General features: G+C 72.2%; 18 protein-coding genes. 12 read left to right on the top strand and 6 right to left on the bottom strand.

Going from position 1 to position 18,811, the window contains the following annotated elements; translation table 11 throughout:
• Positions 1–12 precede the first annotated feature (12 nt).
• Positions 13–552, top strand: a complete 540-nt coding sequence (locus OG852_RS38135) for an SMI1/KNR4 family protein (RefSeq protein WP_133913491.1) — start codon at positions 13–15, stop codon at positions 550–552.
• A 2-nt stretch (positions 553–554) separates the two neighbouring features.
• Here OG852_RS38135 and mtnK read toward each other — a convergent pair whose 3' ends face one another.
• From mtnK to OG852_RS38115, 4 genes are read right to left on the bottom strand one after another with little or no spacing between them, the layout of a single operon-like run.
• Entirely contained in the window at positions 555–1,751 is a 1,197-nt protein-coding gene (gene mtnK / locus OG852_RS38130) for an S-methyl-5-thioribose kinase (RefSeq protein WP_133913492.1), read from the bottom strand.
• A 14-nt stretch (positions 1,752–1,765) separates the two neighbouring features.
• Positions 1,766–2,812, bottom strand: a complete 1,047-nt coding sequence (locus OG852_RS38125) for an ABC transporter permease (protein ID WP_133913493.1) — start codon at positions 2,810–2,812, stop codon at positions 1,766–1,768.
• A 36-nt stretch (positions 2,813–2,848) separates the two neighbouring features.
• Positions 2,849–4,369, bottom strand: coding sequence for a sugar ABC transporter ATP-binding protein (locus tag OG852_RS38120; RefSeq protein WP_133913494.1), 1,521 nt, complete (start codon positions 4,367–4,369; stop codon positions 2,849–2,851).
• Positions 4,356–5,453 carry a substrate-binding domain-containing protein gene (locus OG852_RS38115; protein WP_133913495.1) on the bottom strand — a complete coding sequence of 366 codons (1,098 nt, stop codon included), beginning with the start codon at positions 5,451–5,453 and terminating at the stop codon, positions 4,356–4,358. The genes OG852_RS38120 and OG852_RS38115 overlap by 14 nt, the downstream gene beginning before the upstream one ends.
• A gap of 541 nt (positions 5,454–5,994) precedes the next feature.
• Between OG852_RS38115 and OG852_RS38110 the strand changes: the two genes are divergently transcribed.
• The 3 genes from OG852_RS38110 to mtnB are packed head-to-tail and all read left to right on the top strand — an operon-like array spanning position 5,995 to position 7,915.
• Entirely contained in the window at positions 5,995–6,594 is a 600-nt protein-coding gene (locus tag OG852_RS38110; RefSeq protein ID WP_133913496.1) for a 1,2-dihydroxy-3-keto-5-methylthiopentene dioxygenase, read from the top strand.
• A complete protein-coding gene (gene mtnC, locus OG852_RS38105) occupies positions 6,591–7,310 on the top strand; it encodes an acireductone synthase (protein ID WP_330350284.1) in 720 nt (239 codons plus the stop codon). The genes OG852_RS38110 and mtnC overlap by 4 nt, the downstream gene beginning before the upstream one ends.
• Positions 7,307–7,915 (top strand): methylthioribulose 1-phosphate dehydratase, encoded by a 609-nt coding sequence (mtnB, locus tag OG852_RS38100; protein ID WP_133913498.1) that lies wholly within the window; start codon positions 7,307–7,309, stop codon positions 7,913–7,915. The genes mtnC and mtnB overlap by 4 nt, the downstream gene beginning before the upstream one ends.
• 66 nt (positions 7,916–7,981) lie before the next feature.
• Here the strand turns inward: mtnB and mtnA are convergent, their stop codons facing one another.
• Positions 7,982–9,013, bottom strand: coding sequence for an S-methyl-5-thioribose-1-phosphate isomerase (mtnA, locus tag OG852_RS38095; RefSeq protein WP_133913499.1), 1,032 nt, complete (start codon positions 9,011–9,013; stop codon positions 7,982–7,984).
• Positions 9,014–9,316: 303 nt separating this feature from the next.
• On the opposite strand from mtnA, the gene OG852_RS38090 reads away from it, so the two are divergent.
• The 8 genes from OG852_RS38090 to OG852_RS38055 all read left to right on the top strand — a co-directional run bounded on the left by OG852_RS38090 (position 9,317) and on the right by OG852_RS38055 (position 17,737).
• On the top strand, positions 9,317–10,369 hold the full coding sequence (locus OG852_RS38090; RefSeq protein WP_330350283.1) for a BMP family ABC transporter substrate-binding protein: 1,053 nt from the start codon (positions 9,317–9,319) through the stop codon (positions 10,367–10,369).
• Positions 10,350–11,885: an ABC transporter ATP-binding protein gene (locus OG852_RS38085; protein ID WP_330350282.1), complete on the top strand. Its 1,536-nt coding sequence runs from the start codon at positions 10,350–10,352 to the stop codon at positions 11,883–11,885. The genes OG852_RS38090 and OG852_RS38085 overlap by 20 nt, the downstream gene beginning before the upstream one ends.
• A 1-nt stretch (position 11,886) precedes the next feature.
• The gene (locus OG852_RS38080) at positions 11,887–12,927 is read left to right on the top strand and encodes an ABC transporter permease (protein WP_133913502.1); all 1,041 of its coding nucleotides are present in this window, start codon (positions 11,887–11,889) and stop codon (positions 12,925–12,927) included.
• Complete coding sequence (locus OG852_RS38075; protein ID WP_330350281.1) at positions 12,927–13,793, top strand: ABC transporter permease; 867 nt, start codon at positions 12,927–12,929, stop codon at positions 13,791–13,793. The genes OG852_RS38080 and OG852_RS38075 overlap by 1 nt, the downstream gene beginning before the upstream one ends.
• On the top strand, positions 13,790–14,542 hold the full coding sequence (locus OG852_RS38070) for a nucleoside phosphorylase (RefSeq protein ID WP_330350280.1): 753 nt from the start codon (positions 13,790–13,792) through the stop codon (positions 14,540–14,542). Before OG852_RS38075 ends, OG852_RS38070 begins: the two co-directional genes overlap by 4 nt.
• A complete protein-coding gene (locus OG852_RS38065) occupies positions 14,539–15,867 on the top strand; it encodes an amidohydrolase (RefSeq protein WP_330350279.1) in 1,329 nt (442 codons plus the stop codon). The genes OG852_RS38070 and OG852_RS38065 overlap by 4 nt, the downstream gene beginning before the upstream one ends.
• A gap of 70 nt (positions 15,868–15,937) precedes the next feature.
• Positions 15,938–16,609 (top strand): FadR/GntR family transcriptional regulator, encoded by a 672-nt coding sequence (locus OG852_RS38060; RefSeq protein WP_133913506.1) that lies wholly within the window; start codon positions 15,938–15,940, stop codon positions 16,607–16,609.
• 156 nt (positions 16,610–16,765) lie between these two features.
• Entirely contained in the window at positions 16,766–17,737 is a 972-nt protein-coding gene (locus OG852_RS38055) for a PAC2 family protein (protein WP_330350278.1), read from the top strand.
• Between the two features lie 39 nt (positions 17,738–17,776).
• Here the strand turns inward: OG852_RS38055 and OG852_RS38050 are convergent, their stop codons facing one another.
• Complete coding sequence (locus OG852_RS38050; protein ID WP_330350277.1) at positions 17,777–18,739, bottom strand: SMP-30/gluconolactonase/LRE family protein; 963 nt, start codon at positions 18,737–18,739, stop codon at positions 17,777–17,779.
• Between the last annotated feature and the right edge of the window lie 72 nt (positions 18,740–18,811).

Below are 18,811 nucleotides of genomic sequence, written 5' to 3'. Positions count from 1 at the left end.
TTCCATGGACGTATGAACACCGAACAGGCGGATCCCGCCGAACTGGCGGCCCTGCGGGAGGCCTTCGCCGTGGACGACGGCGGCGTGTCGGCGCTCGGCTGGGAGGCCGTGCACGCCGTCGAGAGGGAGCACGGGGTCGTACTGCCGGAGCCGTACCGGACGTTCGTGGCGGAGATGACCGACGGGTCCCACCAGGGGCCGCCGGAGTACGGGATGGTGGGGCTCGCCGAGGGCACCGAGAAACAGTCTCCGGGCAAGCCCTTCCCCCTTACGCGGGGGTGGCTGTGGGAGGAGGACGACGGGCCGTACGACGACCCGGAGGCCGTCATGGAGCAGGTCGGCGACCATGGTTCGGTCGTCCTCGGAACGGACGGCTGCGGCATGTTCTGGCACCTCGTCGTCACCGGCCCCCACCGCGGCCACATATGGCACATCACCGACGTCGGCGCCATGCCCTTCGGCGCCGAGTTCGGCTACACGACCTGCGCGCCCGGCTTCGCCGGCTGGGTCGCGCACTGGGCCGCCGGGAAGGAGTGGTTCGACGCCGAGTGAGTTCAGGGGGCTTCCACCAGCGCCCTCACCTCGTCGGGGCTCCTCAGCTCCTCGCGTCGCAGGATCAGTTCACGGCCGAGCAGCAGGGCCCGCCGGGACGCCGGGACCGGGTCCGGCAGGGTCGTGAGGTCGGTGAGGTGGGCGAAGCCGATGACACGGCGGACGATCTCCGTCCCGGCGAAGCCCACCGCGTCCGTCCATACGCGGCGCAGGAAGCGGTCGAGGTAGGCGTCGTCGAAGAAGGTGTCGACGCGGGTGGGCCACAGCCGTCGGAACTCCGTCTCGAACGCCTCCCAGGACAGCCGGAGCTGTGCGGCGTGGTCGGACAGCGTGCCGAGCGCCCGCGCCCGCTCCTCCGAGACCAGGGCGTTGGCCCAGTACAGGCCGAGGTCGTAGCCGATGGGTCCGACGAAGGAGAACTCGGGGTCGAACACCCGCACCACGGGGGCGCCTTCCCGCTCCCCGACCATGATGCTGCCGGTGTGCAGATCACCGTGCAGGAGTGCCTGGGCGCCGGTCATGAAGGTGTGGCGGAGGTCGGCGACCTCGGTGCGCAGCCGGGTGTCGGCGCGGAAGGCGGCGGCCAGGTCGTCGAGGCCGGGGTGCCAGTGGTTGTGCTCGTGCTCGATGTACGGCTCGGAGAGGACGACGTCCTCGGTGATCTTGCAGAGTTCGGGGTTCACCGAGACGGCCAGCAGGGCCTTGCGGTCCGCGGAGGGCATACCGAAGTCGCTGGTGGCGAAGGTGAGCTGGGCGACGAACTCACCGATGCGGGCGGAGGTGTGCGGGCCGTACGGGGCGCCCTCGTTGAGGGTGGTGCGCAGAACCTCCAGGTCGGAGAGGTCCTCCATGACGAGGGCGTAGTGCTCGGGGTCGTAGCCGTGGATCGCCGGGATCTTGTCGGGGGCGACCTTGGCGACCTGCTCGTAGGCGCGGGCCTCGGCGTCGGCGCGGTCGGGGCTGAGCGGCCAGGAGGGGCCGGCGACGCGGACCCAGGGCAGCGCCTGCTTGAGGGCGAGGCTGCGGGTGCCGTCGGCGTTCGAGGCGAGGAAGACACGGTTGACGTTGCCGTCGGACACCTCACGGACCGAGATCGTCTCCCGGTCCGCTCCGTCCGAGCCGTCCGAGCCGTCCGGCCAGTGGCCGCGCTCGCGCAGGTAGGCCGGGATGTCGTCGGTCTCCAGGATGCGGTAGCCCATGGTCGGTGACTCCCTTATGCGGTGCGGCGCTTGGACAGGGTGAAGCTGAAGACCAGGGCGAGGATGAGGACCGCGCCCTCGACGACGTCCTGGGTGTAGTACGGCAGGCCCTTGATGGTGAGGCCGGTGGTGATGATGCCGATCAGGACGGCCCCGAGGGCGGTGCCCCACACGTTCGGGCGGCCCCGGCCGAGGACGGAGGTGCCCACCAGCGCGACCGCCACCGCTTCGAGGAGCTGGGAGGTGCCCGCCGACACATCGCCCTGGCCGATGCGGGAGGCGAGGATGAGTCCGCCGACGGAGGCGAGGACGCCGGAGACGACGTAGGCGAGGGCGCGGTAGGCGCCGACGCGGATGCCGGCCAGCCGGGAGGCCTCGGGGTTGGCGCCGATGGCGTACAGGATCCGGCCCCAGCGGGTGCGGGCGAGGAAGACCCAGGCGGCGACGGTGAGCGCGCCGAAGATCAGCACGGAGATCGGGACGCCGAGGACCGTGCCGCGGTCGATCTTCAGGAAGCCGTCGGTGAACTTCCCGGGGGCGGTGGAACCGTCGTCCAGGGTCATGCCGGGGGTGATCGACTGGCCGTCGACGAGGATCAGCTTGCTGCCCTGGATGACGAACATGGTGCCGAGGGTGGCGAGCATGTCGGGGATCTTCAGGACGACGATCAGCAGCGCGTTGAGCAGTCCGGCGAGGGCGCCCGCGACCAGGACCGCGAGGATCGCGACCGTGCCGACCTGGTTGAAGACGACCATGGTCTGGGCGGCGACGGAGACACCGAGGCCCGCGACGGCGCCGACGGACATGTCCATTCCGCCGACGGCCATCGTGAGGGTGACGCCGAGGCCGAGGATCGCGGCGACGGAGACGTACCGCAGGGTGTCGAGGAGGGTCGCCGACTCACGGAAGGAGCCCTCGGTCAGCGCGAAGTACAGGAAGAGCGCGACCGTGACGAAGATGAAGCCGTACTTGATGACGGCGTTCTGGACGCGCACGGCGGTGCCGGGCGCGGGCGGGGTCGCCGCCTTCACCGGGGCCTCGGTGCTCTGGGTGGTGGTCATGGGGTGCTTCCCGGGACTTCGTGGGGCGGGCCGGCGTCAGACGGACGCCGAGATGGTCTGGATGACGCGGTCGCGCTCCGCGTCCTCGCCGTGGGCGTCGAGATGGATCTCCCCGGCCGCGAGGACGACGACCCGGTCGGCGATCTCGAGGACCTCGTCGACGTCGGCGGAGAGCACGAGCACGGCGGCGCCCCCGGCGGCGAGCGCCCGGGCCCGGCCGCCGATGTCACGACGGGCACCGATGTCCACTCCCCGGAACGGTTCGTCCAGGATGAGGACGCGCGGGGTCTCGGCGAGCCAGCGGCCGACGACCACCTTCTGCTGGTTGCCGCCGGACAGCTCCTCGACGGTGCTGTGTTCGTCGCGGGCGACGACGCCGAGCGCGTCGATGGTGGCGCGGCCGAGGGAGTCCTCCTGGGACCGCTGGACCAGGCCCGCGCGGGAGAGCGACTTCAGGAACGGCAGGGAGACGTTCCGCGCGACCGACCAGCCGGGGACGAGGGCGTCGGCGTGCCGGTCCTCGGGGACCAGGTGGACTCCGGCGCGGATGGCGTCGGCGGGGCGGCGGGGGGCGTAGGCCGTGCCGTCCAGTTCGACGGTGCCGGTGGTGAAGGGCTCGGCGCCGAAGAGGCCGCGGGCCAGTTCGGTCTTGCCTGCGCCCAACAGGCCGACGACACCGGTGACTTCGCCGGTGCGCAGATCGAGGTCGAGCGGCGAGCGGCCGTCGAGGAGGCGGACGCCCCGCAGGGACAGCACCACGTCTGCGTCGGTGCCCTCCCGGACGGGCCGGGCCGTGGTCGCCTCCTGCGGCTGGGCGAGCATCGCGCGCAGGGCGGCCTCCCAGTCGAACGGCCGGGCCTGGTCCTCGGTGAGGAGCCCGTCGCGCAGGACGACCAGCCGGTCGGCGAGCGCGTCGATCTCGCCGAGGCGGTGGGAGACGTAGAGCACGGCGATGCCGTCCTCGCGCATCCTGCGGACGAGCGCGAACAGGCGCTCCGCCTCGGCGGCGGAGAGCGCGGAGGTCGGCTCGTCGAGGACGAGCAGCCGGGGCCGGGTGGCCAGGGCCCGGGCGAGGATCAGCAACTGCCGGTCGGAGACGCCCAGTTCGGTGACGTCCTGCTTCAGCACGGCGTCGCTCCAGTCCAGGCCGAGGCCGGCCTGGATCTCGCGGGCGCGGGCGAGGGTGGCGCGGCCGCCGAGGAAGGGGTTGCCGCGTTTCTGGGCGAGTTCCTCGAAGACCAGGTTCTCGGCGACGGTGAGTCCGGGCACGACGCCCTCGCCGATCCGCTGGTGGACGGTCTGGATGCCCAGCCGGCGGGCGGCGAGCGGGGACTGGAGTGCCACGGGCTCCCCCGCGACCCGCACCTGTCCGCCGTGGTCGGTGTGCACGCCCGACAGGATCTTGATCAGCGTGGACTTGCCCGCGCCGTTCGCGCCGAGCAGCGCGACCACGCTGCCCGGGGCGATGTCCAGCGAGACGGAGGCGAGGACGGTCTTGCCTCCGAACGCCATGCTGACGTCGGTGAGCGCGACCGCCGGCGTCTCAGTGGGCGACATTCGAGATCCAGTCGGCGGTCGAGACCTGCGACAGGTTCAGCGCGGGCAGCGCCTCCCGGAGTTGGTCCATGTTGGCGATCTTCTTCTCGCGCAGGAAGTCCTGGGTGATGGCGACGGCGGGGAACTCGACCGAGGTCTTGTTCAGCTGTCCGGCGAGCTCGAGCGCGGTGGTGCGGACGACGGCCGCGCCGACGGCGGACGGGTCGGTGCCGGCGGTCGCGACCCAGGGGCTGTCGGTGGCGGTCATCTGCTGGATGTCGGCGTTGGAGACGTCCGCGCCGAAGACCTTCACCTTGTCCTGGAGCTTCTTGTTCTGCACGGCGAGGACGGTGCCCTTGGCGAGCTCGTCGTAGGGGGCGAACACACCGGTCACGTCGGAGTGCTGGGTGAGCGCGGCGGAGACCAGGGGAACGTTGTCAGTGGCCGTGGAGTCGGTGACCTTGCCGACCTTGAACTGCTGCTTCCAGCCCTCGGAGGTCACGGTGGACTTCCAGACGGTGTCCCGCTTGTCGAGGGCGGCGTAGCCGGCGACGTTGACGTAGCCGACCTTGGCGTCCTTGCCGACCTCCTTGGCCATCACGTCGAGGACGGCCTTGGCCATGCTCGCGTCGTCCTGCTTGGTGGAGACGACACCCTGGGTGGAGGTCTCGACGTCGTAGACGACGACCTTGATGCCCTTCTTCACGGCCTTGTCGATCTCGGGCTGGATGGTCGCCGGGAAGCCGTGGTCGATGATGATCGCCTGGGCGCCGGAGTTGATCGCCGAGGACAGGTCGGTGGCCTGTTTGGCGTTGTCGGCCTGGGCGTCGTACACGGTGAGGTCGATCCCGAGGGCCTTGGCCTGGGCCTTGGCGCCGTTGCCCCACTGCTCGAAGTAGTCGCCGGCGCCGCTCTGCCGGACCAGGGCCACCTTGACCGCGCCCTTGCTGAAGGGGGCGGGCTTCTCGCCGGTGGCGGCGGAGGCGGAGGCCGCGGTGTCTCCGGTGTTCTCGGAGGCGTCCGAGGACTGGGAGCAGCCGGACAGGACGAGGGCGGAGACGGAGGCCAGCGAGAGCGCGGCGAGGGGCAGACGGGTACGGGACATGGGGGTGCTCCAGGGCGGACGGCGCAGAAGGGGGAGGGCGATGCGGGTGCGGAACCCGGAGCAGGGGACGGGAACGGGCCACCGCGAGGGCGGTGGGGAACACCCGACGGAACGCGGGCGCGTCAAGGCTCCGGGAGAGGTCAGCGACAGCTGGCCGTGGTCGACCGGAGCAGGTCCACGTACAGCCGCCGCACGAGCAGCAGCGTCTTCATACGGAGATCATGAGAACGTTTTCAGCCACCCGTCAAAGAGATGGACACCGAATCTCGCCATATGAGACAACGATTACATCACAGGCGGTCCGTGCACGGTCGGGCGTTACCATCGGCGGACCGGCACCCGTCCCGGCAAGTGAGGCCCCGATGACGACACCCTGCGCGAACGCGCTGCGCATGCCCCGCATGCGGCGCTGTCCGGGCGCACCGTGTCGCGGCTGAGTGACTCTCCACCGCCGTCGCCCTCCCCTCTCGCTTCCCCGAAAGATGCGTCCGATCCCGTCTCGGTATCCGGACATCCCATCCAGAACTCTGGAGTTGCTCCCATGACGCTGCTGACGACCTGGGCCGAGTCCGGCCCGGAGACCCCGGTCCGCCGCACCGCCGACCCCGCCGAGATCGCCGAGGCCCTCAAGCCGCTGGGGGTGCGCTACGAGCAGTGGCCGATCCGTGAGGACGTCCCGTTCGACGCCGACAGCGAGACGGTGTTCGCCGCGTACGGCCCGGAGATCGAGAAGCTGAACGCCGAGGAGGGCTTCACCACCGTCGACGTCCTCGGCCTGCACCCGAGCGACGACCCCGAGTACCCGGCGAAGGCGAAGGCGGCCCGCGAGAAGTTCCTCCAGGAGCACACGCACGACGACGACGACGAGGTCCGCTTCTTCGTCTCCGGCTCCGGCATCTTCTATCTGCACGTGAACGGCGAGGTGCACGCGGTCTACTGCGAGAAGGGCGATCTGCTGGGGGTGCCGCGCGGCACCACCCACTGGTTCGACATGGGCACGAGGCCGTCGTTCACCGCGATCCGCTTCTTCCACGAGGAGGACGGCTGGATCGGCAACTTCACCGGCTCCCCCATCTCCGCCCGCTTCCCGGACTACGACACGATCGCCGCCGGGTACGAGGCCGACAAGGGCGCCGCGTGAGCGTGCGTCACACCGTGGACGCCGTGGTGCTCGACATCGAGGGCACCACGAGCGCCACGGGCTTCGTCGTCGACGTGCTGTACCCGTACTCGCGCGCCCGGTTCGCCGAGCTGCTCACCGAGCGGGCCGCCGAGCCCGCGGTGGCGCGGGCGATCGCCCAGGTGCGGGAGCTCGCGGGCGAACCGGACGCCGACGCGGCCGCGATCGAGAAGACGCTGAACTCCTGGCTGGACGAGGACCGCAAGGCGACCCCGCTGAAGACCCTTCAGGGCATCGTCTGGTCGGAGGGGTTCGCACGGGGCGACCTCGTCTCGCACTTCTACGGCGACGTCGTACCGGCCCTGCGCGCCTGGCACTCGACGGGGCTGCGGCTGTACGTCTACTCGTCCGGCTCGGTGTCGGCGCAGCGGGCGTGGTTCACGAACAGCCCGGAGGGCGACCTCACGCCGCTCGTGTCGGGTCTGTACGACACCGAGAACGCGGGACCCAAGCAGGACCCGGCGTCGTACCGCCGGATCGCGCAGGCCACCGGGACCGCCCCGGACCGTCTCCTCTTCCTCTCCGACCGGCCGGGCGAGCTGGACGCGGCCCGCGCGGCCGGCTGGCGCACCGTCGGGATCCGGCGGCCCGGGGAGCCGTACTACGAGCAGGGCGTCGGCGACCACGCGCAGGCGGGGGCGTTCGACGAGATCACCGTTTCCAGGAGCACCACGTGACCGCAGACATCTCACCCCTCGACCTGGAAGAGGCCGGCGCGGTCCTCGCCGCCGAGTCCGCCCGGTTCGCCTCCTTCGGCTGGATGCGGGGCACTTCCGGGAACCTGTCCGTGGTGCTCTCGCGCGACCCGCTGCGGCTCGCCGTCACCGCGAGCGGCCACGACAAGGGTGAACTGACGCCCGCGGACGTGGTGCTGGTGGACGGCGCGGGCGCGGCGGTGCGGGGCGGCAGGCCGTCCGCCGAGGCCGAGCTGCACGCGCGCGTCGCGGCGCTGACGGGGGCCGGTGCCGTGGTGCACGTGCACACGGTGGCGTCCGTGGCGCTGGGCCACCGGCATCCCGGGGGGATCGTCCTCCGGGACCTGGAGATGCTCAAGGGCGTCGGCCAGCCCGCCCACGACGTCGAGGTGACGCTGCCGGTCATCGCCAACAGCCAGGACATGAAGGTGCTCGGGGACCGGCTGGAGGCGGCCCGCGAGCCCCGGATGCCGGCCGTGGTCGTCGCCGGGCACGGGCTGTACGTGTGGGGGGAGAACCCGCGCCAGGCCCGCCATCACACCGAAGTCGTCGAGTGGCTGCTGGAGTTGGAGCTCACCCGCCGCTGACACGAAGAAGGGATCCCCGGTCCGGGGATCCCTTCCTTCTGTGTCTGCCTTCGTCTGCTCGCGCGTCTACTTCAGCCTGTCGCCCGGGAGTTCGCCCGCCGACACCTCCAACACCCCGCGCTCGGTGACCAGCCCGGTCACCAACCGCCCGGGGGTGACGTCGAAGGCGGGGTTGTGGCCGCGCGACCCGGCCGGAGCCGTCCGTATACCGGCCCACTCCAGCACCTCGTCCTCGCCGCGGAGTTCGATGTGGATGGCGTCGCCGTCCGGGGTGGCGAGGTCCACCGTGGTGGTCGGTGCCGCCACCAGGAACGGGATGCCCGCGTCGGCGCAGGCGAGGGCCACGCCCACGGTGCCGACCTTGTTGGCGGTGTCGCCGTTGGCGGCGATGCGGTCGGCGCCGACGATCGCCGCGTCGACCTCACCGCGCAGGATGGTGCCGGCGGCGGCCCCGTCGGCCTGGACGTAGTGCGGGATGCCCTCCTGGACCAGTTCCCAGGCGGTGAGGCGGGAGCCCTGCAGGAGGGGGCGGGTCTCGTCGGCGTAGACGACCTCGACGCGGCCTCGGGCGTGGAGTTCGCGGATGACGCCGAGGGCGGTGCCCCAGCCGGCGGTCGCGAGGGCGCCGGTGTTGCAGTGGGTGAGGATCCGCAGCGGCCGGTCCTCGCCGACCCGCTTCAGCAGCCAGTCCGCGCCGAACGCGCCCATCGCGCGGTTGGCCTCGACGTCCTCGCGCTGGACGGCCGCGGCCTCCGCGAGCACGGCGTCGAGTCCGTCGCCGAAGCGGGTCATGACCCGGTCCACGCAGACCATGAGGTTCACGGCGGTGGGCCGCGCCTCGCGCACCCGGGCGACGGCCGCGCGCACCTCGGCCTCGGTCCAGCCCTCGCGTCGCCCCTGGAGGATCGCGAGCGCGACACCGTAGGCACCGGCCGCGCCGATGGCCGGCGCTCCGCGTACGACCAGCCGCTGGATCGCGTCCACCAGGGTGTCCACATCGCGGACATCCACGGTCTCGTTGCGGTGCGGCAGCAGCGTCTGGTCGATGAGGGTGAGGCTGTTTCCGGTCCAGGCGACAGCACGCAGTTCCTGGGACATATCGGGGCACTCCTGATGATCCGGTGGTGTCCGCCACCGTACATGACCTGGGAGAACCATAGTTCGAGACAGTCGCGCACCTGTCTGGAAACGGGTGTTACAGTCCAGCACCCAGTCCGCAGACCGAGACGAAGGAGGAGACCCGTGATGCTGACCCAGCGCCGTTTCCTCGACTTCGGCCGGTGTGCCGGCGACGGCTGTCGACGCTGACCTGTCTCCTCAGCGCCCCGTCACCTCTCTCAGGCTCTCCCTTCACCCGCTCACCGCCGAGCGTGGTTCGCCGTACCTCCGGAAGGTCCCCCGATGTCCCGCAGAACCCGCCGTACCCTGCACGCGGTCGCCGCCTCCGCGCTCCTCGTCGGCGCCGCCACGGCGTGCAACGCCGCCGCGAAGAACGACGCCTCCGACAGCGCGAGCGGCGGCAGCGGCCCGTCCTTCACCCTCGTCACCCCGGACGCCGTCGGGCAGAACGAGTTCCTGAAACTCGCCGTCACCGGCGTCAAGGACGCGGCGAAGGCCCACGACGGGACGCAGAAGGTCTACGAGTCCACCGACACCGCCTCCCAGCAGCAGAACGTGCAGGCCGCGGTGGACGCCAAGCCGGACGTCATCGTGCTCGTCGGCTTCGAGTTCGCCGACATCGTGGCCCAGCAGGCGGAGAAGAACCCCACGCAGCAGTTCCTGATCGTCGACGCCTGCACGACGAAGACGTACAAGAACGTGAGCTGCGCGGTGTTCCGTGAGCACGAGGGCGTCTACCTCGCGGGCGCCGAGGCCGGTCTGCTGAGCGAGTCCGGCAAGGTCGGCGCGGTGGACGTGCTCGACACGCCCCAGTTCCGCCGCTACAGCGACCCGTTCGCGGCCGGCGCCAAGAAGGTCGCCGCGAAGACCGCGACGTCGACCCGTTTCGTCGGCGGCCAGTCGCCGTTCGACGACTCGGCCCGCGCCAAGGAGCAGGCGAACACCCTGCTCTCCCAGGGCTACGACCAGATCATGGCGGCCGCCGCGGCCGGCAACTACGGCGTGTTCGAGGCCGCGAAGGCCAAGGGCGCGTTCGCGTACGGCGTGGACGTCAACCAGTGCCCGTCGGCGCCCGGCACGGTCGTCGACAACGTGATCAAGCGCACGGACGTCGCCGTGGAGAAGGGCATCGAGGCGGTGCTGGGCGGCAGGACGGGCACGACCGTCTCGTACGGCCTGAAGGAGGGCGGCATCAGCCTGACCGGTCTGGAGGACGGCGTCGACTCCTCGCAGTGCGTGATCGCCGGCCACAAGGACGTCCTGACGAAGGTCGAGGCGCTGCGCGACCAGATCGTGTCCGGAGAGCTGAAGGTCGATGACCCCGCCGCCTCCTGAGTCCGCACTCGCGGTCGAGCTCCGGGGAATCACCAAGCGGTTCCCCGGCACGCTCGCCAACGACGCCGTCGACCTGAGCGTCCGCCGGGGCGAGATCCACGCCCTGATGGGGGAGAACGGCGCCGGCAAGTCCACGCTTATGTCGGTCCTGTACGGCATGGAGCGCCCGGATGCCGGGACGATCCGTGTCGAGGGGCGGGACGTGAGCTTCGCCAGCCCGTCGGCCGCGATGGCCGCCGGACTCGGCATGGTCCACCAGAGCTTCAAGCTGTTCGACTCGCTGACGGTCGCCGAGAACGTCGTGTACGCCGCCGAGCCGCGCCGCTTCGGCCTGGTGGACCGGGCCGCCGCCCGCCGCCGGGTGCGGGAGCTGGCCGAGGAGCACGGGCTGGCCGTGAACCCGGACGCCCGGGTGGGCGAGCTGCCGGTCGGACTGCGGCAGCGGGTGGAGATCCTGAAGCTGCTGCACCGGGGCGCGCGCACCCTGATCCTCGACGAGCCGACGGCCGTGCTCACCCCGGCCGAGGCCGACGCCCTGTTCGCCGTGCTCACGTCGCTGACGGCGCAGGGCCGTACGGTCGTCCTCGTCACCCACAAGCTGCGTGAGGTGCTGGAGGGTTCCGACCGGGTGACGGTCCTGCGGGACGGCCGGGTCGTCGCCCGGCTGGTCACCGCGGACACGACGGCCGACGAGATCGCCGCCGCGATGACCGGCCGGTCGGTCGAGCTGGACCGGATCCACGCGCCGGGGACTCCGGGGGAAGCGGTGCTGGACGTCACCGGTCTCACCACGGACTCCGTCCACGGAGTGGACCTCGGTGTCCGCGCCGGGGAGATCGTCGGTGTGGCGGGCGTGGCCGGCAACGGGCAGAGCGAGCTGATCGGGGCGCTGGCCGGACTGCGGCCGGTCAGCGCGGGCCGGGTCACCCTCCGGGGCGAGGACATCACCCACGCCTCGGCCGCCCAACGCCGGGCGAAGGGCCTCGCGTACGTCCCCGAGGACCGCCACGCGGTCGGTACGGCGCCGGCGGCGACGGTCGCGGAGAACCTGGCGATGGGTCATCACCGTACGTCCCTGTCCGCACGTGGTCTGCTGGCGCCCGCCGCCGTCCGCGCCCACGCCCGGCGGCTGGTCGAGCGGTTCGGGATCAAGGCGGCGACCACCGAGGTGCCCGCCTCCGCGCTGTCCGGGGGCAACCTGCAGAAGCTGCTGATCGGACGGGAACTCGCCCATGACGCCCCGCTGCTGCTCGTCGAGCAGCCGACGCGCGGCGTGGACATCGGCGCCGTCCAGAACATCCACGACGAGCTGATCGCCTACCGCGACGCCGGTCACGCCGTCCTGCTCGTCTCGGCCGAGCTGAGCGAGATCCGGGGGCTCGCCGACCGGGTCCTGGTGATGTACGAGGGCCGCGTCGTGGCGTCGTACTCCCAGCAGGAGGCGGACGAGCGGACCCTGGGCCTGGCGATGGCGGGTGCCGCCGCCCCGGCCCCGGCGGCGGAGACCACGGACTGACATGACACGTACATCCCTCGTGGGGGCATTGCGCTCCCCGCTCACCTTCTCCGTGCTCGCGGGCCTGGTCATCGGCGCGCTGTTCCTCGTCGGCACCGGCGCGGACCCGTTCACGGCGTACGGGGCCGTCGTGACCGGCGCGCTCGGCGCCGACGGCATCGGTTCCACCCTGACCACCGGCACCAGCGTGCTCGGTCTGGCGCTCGCGCTGGCGGTCCCGCTGCGGGCCGGGCTGATCAACCTCGGCGGCGACGGCCAGATGGTCCTCGGCGGGATCACCGCCGCCGTGACCGGGCTCAACTCCCCGCTGCCCGCGCCCCTCACCGTGGTCCTGGCCCTGCTCGCGGGCACGGCGGCGGGCGCCGGGTACGCGGTCCTGGCCGCGCTGTGCGAGAACCACCTCGGTGTGCCGCTGCTGGTCAGCAGTCTGCTGCTCAGCTACCCGGCGGTGTCGCTGGCCTCCTATCTGGCCCGGTACCCGCTCAAGGAGCCGGGCTCCAGCCTGCCGCAGACCCGCGCCCTGCCGGACGGGGTGGCGCTGCCCGCGTTCGGCGCGTCGACGGTCACCCTCGGGCTGGTGCTCGTCCTGGTGGCCGCCGCCGCGTACTGGTTCACCGACCGGCGCACCGCCCTCGGCTACGAGATCCGGATGACGGGCCTCAACTCCCGTTTCGCCGCGTACGCGGGCGTCGAACGCCGGGGGCTGACCCTGAGGCTGATGTCCGTCTCCGGAGGTCTCGCCGGACTGGTGGGCGCCATCGGGGTGCTGAGCTTCCCGTACCGCTTCGTGGACGGCTCGCTGACCGCGCCCGGCTACACCTGGACCGGTCTGACGGCGGCGCTGCTGGCCGGCGCGGCCCCGCTCGGCACGGTGATCGCCGCGTTCTTCTTCGCCGTCCTCCAGGTCGGCGGGCTCGCGATGGAGCGGACCACCGAGGTGCCCCGCGAACTGACGCAGGTGCTCCAGGCCGTCGTGATCGTGTTCCTCGCGGCCCGACTGCGGTTCCCCGGCCGTCTGTTCCGCAAGCGGGAGGCCGTCTGATGTTGCTCGACTCCGACCTTGTGATGTCGGCGCTGCGCGCGCTGACCCCGATCCTGCTGGCCGCGCTGGGCGGCGCCCTGTGCGAGCGGGCCGGGGTGTTCAACATCGGCCTCGAGGGCATGATGCTGCTGGGCTGCTTCACCTCGGTGGCCACCAGCTGGTTCACCGGCAGCCCCTGGCTCGGCGTGCTCGCGGCGGCCCTCGCGGCGGCGGCGTACTCGCTGATCCTGGCGGTGGGCGCGGTGACGCTGAAGGGCGACGCGGTGGTCCTCGGCATCGCCATGAACCTGCTGGCCGTCGGTCTGACCAGCTTCCTGCTGCGCACGGTCTTCGGCGTGCAGGGCACCTTCGACGACCCGTCCCTCCAGGGGCTCCCGCTGATCGGCGGCTTCAGCCCGCTCGCCTACCTCTCGTGGGCGGCGGTCGCGGTGGCCGCGCTGCTGCTGTCCCGGCATGTGTGGGGACTGAGGCTGCGCGGGGTCGGCGAGGCCCCCGACGCCGCCGCCACGCTCGGGGTGCGTCCCGCGACGTACCAGTACGCGGTGATCCTGTTGTCCGGGGTGCTGTGCGGCCTCGCCGGTGCCCAACTCGCCCTCGGCAACGTCACCTTGTTCACGGAGAACATGACGGCCGGTCGTGGTTGGATCGCTGTCGTGGCCGTCATGCTGGGCCGGGCCGCACCGCTCGGGGTGCTGCTCGCGGCGCTGCTGTTCGGGCTCGCGGAGGCGGCCGGGTTCCGCCTCCAGGGCCTCGGGCTGCCGCAGCAGGCGACCGACGCCGCGCCGTACGTCGTCACGCTCGGCGCCCTGTTCCTGACGACGGCCCGCCGCCGTCGCCTCCCCCGTCCCTCTGGAGCACGTCCATGACGCAGGACCTCCTGCCCATCACCCGTATCCCCCGCACCGGTCTGCCCGCGCACGCGGTCGTGGTCGGCGACCCGGCACGAGCCGGCGTCGTGGCCGCGCTGCTCGACGGCGCCGAGGAGGTGTCGTACCACCGCGAGTACCGGGTGTTCAGCGGCAGCTGGAAGGGCGTGCCGGTGGTCGTCGCCTCGCACGGGGTGGGCGCGCCGGGCGCGATCCTGCTGTTCCAGGAGCTGGCGGACGCGGGCGTGCGCGTCTTCCTGCGGTTCGGTACGGCGGGCGCGATGAGGCCGGGCATCGGTGACGGCGATCTGGTCATCGCGGAGGCGGCCGTCCGCGACGACGGGGTCACCCACCAGCTGCTGCCCCCGGAGTACCCGGCGGTTGCCGCGCCCGAGGCCGTGTTCGCGCTCCAGCGGGCCGCCCGCGAGAGCGGCGCCCCGCACCACCGGGGCGTCGTCTGGACCCGGGCGGCCTTCCAGCCGGGGCTGCTCCCCCTCTTCTCCTACGACGGCGCCGGGCTCGCGGCGATCGAGATGGAGCTGTCGGCGCTGCTGGTCACCGCCTCGCTGCGCGGGCTGGTGGCCGGGGGTGTGCTGGTCGTGGACGGGGTGAACGCCGACGAGCTGGTCGACGAGGAGGCCACCGGCGGCTACGACCCGCACCGCGCGGTCGTCGCGGCGGGTGTGGAGCGGGGCGCGGTCGTGTCGTTGGAGGCCCTGCGGCTGCTGGCCGCGGGGGAGCAGTCGTGAGCATCGATCTGCTGGTGCACGGCGGTGACGTGCTCACGGTGGACGAGGCGGGCACCGTCGTACGGGACGGGGCGGTCGCGGTCCGCGACGGGGAGATCCTCGCCGTGGGTCCGTCGGCGGACCTTCGTGAGCGGTACGAGGCCGCCGAGGAGATCGACGCCGGGGGCTGTCTGGTCCTGCCCGGGCTGATCAACACCCACACCCACCTGGCGATGACCCTGCTGCGGGGCCGCGCCGACGACGTCACCCTCCAGGGATTCCTGGAGCGGGTGCTGCGGTGGGAGGCCGAGCTGCTGGAGCCGAAGAACGTGGCGGCCGCGGTGCGGCTGGCGGTGGCGGAGAGCGTACGGGCCGGGGTGACCTCGGCGCTGGACATGTACTGGTTCCACGAGGCCGCCGAGGAGGCGGCGCGGGCGGCGGGCTGGCGGCTGCTGACGGGGCCGACCTTCATGGACGTACCGCAGCCGCCGGACGGCAGGGACTTCGAGGCGCGCCTGGCCTGGGCGCGGCGGGATCTTCGGGCGCGGGGCGCGGCGCGGGCCGGGTACCGGCCGGTGGTCTTCGCGCACTCGGCGTACACCCTCTCCCCCGGTCAGCTCACCGAGGTGTTCGCGCTGGCGCGGGAGTTCGGGGCGCTGGTGCACCTCCACGCGGCGGAGAACGCGACCGAGGTGGCGACCGTCGAGGTGCGGTACGGGAAGCGGCCGGTGGAACTGCTGGACTCGCTCGGGCTGCTCGGCCCCGATGTGCTCCTCGCGCACGCCGTGGACCTGACCGGGCCGGAGATCGCGGCGCTGGCCCGCACGGGGACGGCCGTCGCCCACTGTCCGGTGTCGAACCTGAAGCTGGGCTGCGGGATCGCGCCGGTGCCGCGGCTGCTCGGTGCGGGCGTGACCGTGGGGCTGGGGACGGACGGGGCGGTCAGCTCCAACTCGCTGGACGTGCTGGGGGCGGTGCGGCAGGCGGCGCTGGTGCACAAGGCGGGCGGCGACCCCACGGCGGTCGGCGCCGAGCAGGCCGTACGGATGGCGACGGCCGAGGGGGCGCGGGCGCTGGGGCTCGGGGACCGGCTGGGCTCCCTGGAGGCGGGCAAGCGGGCCGATCTGATCGTGCTCGATCTGAACGCGCCGCATCTGCGACCGGCGCACGACCCGTGGTCGACGCTGGCGTACGCGGCGCACTCGGCCGACGTACGGGACACGGTGGTGGACGGGCGGGTGCTGATGCGGGATCGTGCGCTGCTGACGCTCGACGAGGGGGCGGCGGTCGCCGACCTGGAGGTTCTCGTCCGATCACTCCCCAGCGACGCGGTCCCGTGCTCATAATGACCTGAGACATCCGATGTCTGGCCGGGCAGATGTCCGACCTGGTCGAGAAGCGAGAGAGAGGCCGGTCATGGCAGTCACCGACGAGGCGATCGAGAAGATCAAGGGCATGATCGTCTCGGGTGCGCTGCGCCCCGGCGACCGGCTCCCCAAGGAGAGCGAACTGGCCGCCGCACTGGGCCTGTCCCGCAACTCCCTGCGGGAGGCGGTGCGGGCCCTGTCGCTGATCCGGATCCTGGACGTGCGCCAGGGCGACGGCACCTATGTGACCAGCCTCGATCCGCAACTGCTGCTGGAGGCCCTGTCGTTCGTCGTCGACTTTCACCGCGACGACACGGTCCTGGAGTTCCTGGCGGTGCGCCGCATCCTGGAGCCGGCCGCGACCGCGATGGCCGCCCTGCGGATCAGCGAGCAGCAACTGGACGCCCTGGACGCCCAGTTGGACAAGCTGGGGAACGCGCCGTCGGTGGAGGAGCTCGTCGCCTGCGACCTGGAGTTCCACCGGGGCATCGTGCAGAGCGCGGGGAACTCGGTGCTGTGCTCGCTGCTCGAGGGGCTGTCGGGGCCGACGACGCGGGCGAGGATCTGGCGGGGGCTGACCCAGGAGGACGCGGTCGCGGGGACCCTGCGGGAGCACCGCGCGATCCTGGCGGCGCTGCGCGACCGGGACGCGGAGGCGGCGCGGTCCTGGGCGACGGTGCACATCGCGAGCGTGGAGCAGTGGCTGAGGTCCACGCTCTGAGAGGCGCCGTCCGACAGGGGCGTTGCGCGGGGTGTTCGAGGGCGGCGAACGGGGCAGTGATCCGTTCACTCCCCCGTGCAAGGGGGCTGCGGGCGCCCCCGCGGAACGCCGTAAGGTGGGGTGGTCAGGCGAGGGCACGTCGGAAGGAGGCGCTGGGTGATCGAGCTCGAGGGGGTTCCCGAGCTGATCGACCCGGTCATGGTGGCCGCGTTCGAGGGCTGGAACGATGCCGGCGACGCAGCCTCCACCGCGGTCGCGCATCTGGAGCGGGAGTGGAAGGGCGAGGTGTTCGCGGCGCTGGACGCCGAGGACTACTACGACTTCCAGGTGAACCGCCCCACGGTGTTCATGGACGGCGGCGTGCGCAAGATCACGTGGCCCACGACAAGGTTGTCGGTGGTGCGGGTCGGCGGCGAGAAGCCGCGGGACCTGGTGCTCGTACGCGGTATCGAACCGTCCATGCGCTGGCGCTCGTTCTGCAACGAACTGCTCGGCTTCGCGCACGAGCTCGGTGTGGAGCTGGTGGTCATCCTGGGCGCCCTGCTCGGGGACACCCCGCACACGCGTCCGGTCCCGATCAGCGGGACGACGTCCGACGCCGATCTGGCGCGGCGGATGGACCTGGAGGAGACCAAGTACGAGGGTCCGACGGGGATCGTCGGGGTGCTGCAGGAGGCGTGCACCCACGCGGGCGTGCCGGCGGTGTCGCTGTGGGCGGCCGTACCGCACTACGTCTCCCAGCCGCCGAACCCGAAGGCGACGCTGGCCCTGCTGAACCGGCTCGAGGACCTGATAGACGTACGCATCCCGCTGGGCGAGCTGCCCGAGGACGCGCGGGCGTGGCAGGTGGGCGTGGACCAGCTCGCCGCGGAGGACAGCGAGGTCGCGGAGTACGTGCAGACGCTGGAGGAGGCCCGCGACACCGCGGAGCTGCCGGAGGCGTCGGGCGAGGCGATCGCCCGTGAGTTCGAGCGCTATCTGCGGCGCCGGGACGGCGGGGGCCCGCCGGACCCCGGGGAGCGGACCCGGCCGCCGAAGCCGCCGAAGCCGAGCGGGGACGCCGGAGACGGCGGAGACGGCGGAGACAGCGGGGATGCGACCAGCGACGAGGATTCGTCGGAGGACTGATCGGGGCGGTGCGTTTCCCGGAACGCACCGCCCCTTTCGTCATGCCGGAACGGCGACGACGGAGTACGTCGTGGTGGGCGTCGGCGTGGTCGTGAAGCGGGCGTTGGGCAGGTAGAGCCGGTTCCCCAGGGCGGCGACCGTGGTCGGCACGTCGAAGTCGGCGTCCGTGATCCGGCGCCGGAAGACACCGCTGCGGCCGTCGGCGGCCAGGGTGAACACGTCGATCGCGTTCTGCCGGTTCTGGACGACGTACAGCGTGCGGCCGGTGCGCAGCAGTCCGTCGCCGTTGGTGAGGGGGGCCGCGTCGCCGAGGTCGACCAGGGTGGTGACGCCGGTGCGCGGGTCGACGCGGTGCAGTCCCCCGACGCCGCTCTGGACGACCAGCAGGGCCGAGCCGTCGGGGGTGCGGGTGATGCCGTTGGCGTTCACGGATCCGTCGGCGACCTGGGTCCAGTCCCCGCTCAGCGGGAGGCGTACGACGTCGGCGGCGTCCGGGAGTTCACCGCGCCGGCCGAGCGGCAGCGCGTAGAGCACCGGCTGGTAGGAGTCGGTGAACCAGGCCGCGCGGGGGGTGAGATGGACGTCGTTGGTGAACGTCGGGGTGGTGGTGGCGAGCGGGTAGAAGGCGAGGATCTCGCCGCTGCGCGCGTCGACGACCCGGGCGCCCGTGTCGCGGCCGGCGACGAACAGCCGCCCCCGGTCGTCGAGTTTGAGGCCGACCGAGGGGGTGCCGGGGCCCGTGGAGATGATGCCGCCCTCGCCGGTGCGCAGGTCGGCGCGGTAGATCGAGCCGTCGCCGAGGGAGCCGAGGTAGGCGTAGGGGGCGTGGCCGATGGCGATGCCCTCGGGGCGGAAGCCGTCGGGCAGGGCTATCACGTCCGGCCAGGAGGCGGCGGCGTGGGCGGACGTGCCGAGGGAGGCGGCGCCCAAGCTCGCGGTGCCGATCGCGAGCAGGCGGCGGCGGGAGAGGGGATGTGCGAAGGAACCGTGTGTGGGTGCCACGGAGCGTCCTTCCACGAAGGGGACCGGCAGTTGGCCGGTCCAGCGGTCAACTACCGCCCCACCCCACCACAT

The organism is Streptomyces sp. NBC_00582, assembly GCF_036345155.1.
Lineage (GTDB): Bacteria > Actinomycetota > Actinomycetes > Streptomycetales > Streptomycetaceae > Streptomyces.
The sequence above is the reverse complement of the archived record's forward strand: the minus strand, read 5'-3'. Positions and strand labels throughout refer to the sequence as shown.

Bases quoted from the DNA above. Each gene is read 5' to 3' on its own strand.
- OG852_RS38115 (WP_133913495.1), bottom strand. From the start codon at position 5,453: ATGTCCCGTACCCGTCTGCCCCTCGCCGCGCTCTCGCTGGCCTCCGTC.
- OG852_RS38125 (WP_133913493.1), bottom strand. From the start codon at position 2,812: ATGACCACCACCCAGAGCACCGAGGCCCCGGTGAAGGCGGCGACCCCG.
- OG852_RS38135 (WP_133913491.1), top strand. From the start codon at position 13: ATGAACACCGAACAGGCGGATCCCGCCGAACTGGCGGCCCTGCGGGAG.
- OG852_RS38090 (WP_330350283.1), top strand. From the start codon at position 9,317: ATGTCCCGCAGAACCCGCCGTACCCTGCACGCGGTCGCCGCCTCCGCG.
- OG852_RS38070 (WP_330350280.1), top strand. From the start codon at position 13,790: ATGACGCAGGACCTCCTGCCCATCACCCGTATCCCCCGCACCGGTCTG.
- OG852_RS38080 (WP_133913502.1), top strand. From the start codon at position 11,887: ATGACACGTACATCCCTCGTGGGGGCATTGCGCTCCCCGCTCACCTTC.
- OG852_RS38110 (WP_133913496.1), top strand. From the start codon at position 5,995: ATGACGCTGCTGACGACCTGGGCCGAGTCCGGCCCGGAGACCCCGGTC.
- OG852_RS38120 (WP_133913494.1), bottom strand. From the start codon at position 4,369: ATGTCGCCCACTGAGACGCCGGCGGTCGCGCTCACCGACGTCAGCATG.
- mtnA (WP_133913499.1), bottom strand. From the start codon at position 9,013: ATGTCCCAGGAACTGCGTGCTGTCGCCTGGACCGGAAACAGCCTCACC.
- OG852_RS38060 (WP_133913506.1), top strand. From the start codon at position 15,938: ATGGCAGTCACCGACGAGGCGATCGAGAAGATCAAGGGCATGATCGTC.
- OG852_RS38075 (WP_330350281.1), top strand. From the start codon at position 12,927: ATGTTGCTCGACTCCGACCTTGTGATGTCGGCGCTGCGCGCGCTGACC.
- OG852_RS38085 (WP_330350282.1), top strand. From the start codon at position 10,350: ATGACCCCGCCGCCTCCTGAGTCCGCACTCGCGGTCGAGCTCCGGGGA.
- mtnK (WP_133913492.1), bottom strand. From the start codon at position 1,751: ATGGGCTACCGCATCCTGGAGACCGACGACATCCCGGCCTACCTGCGC.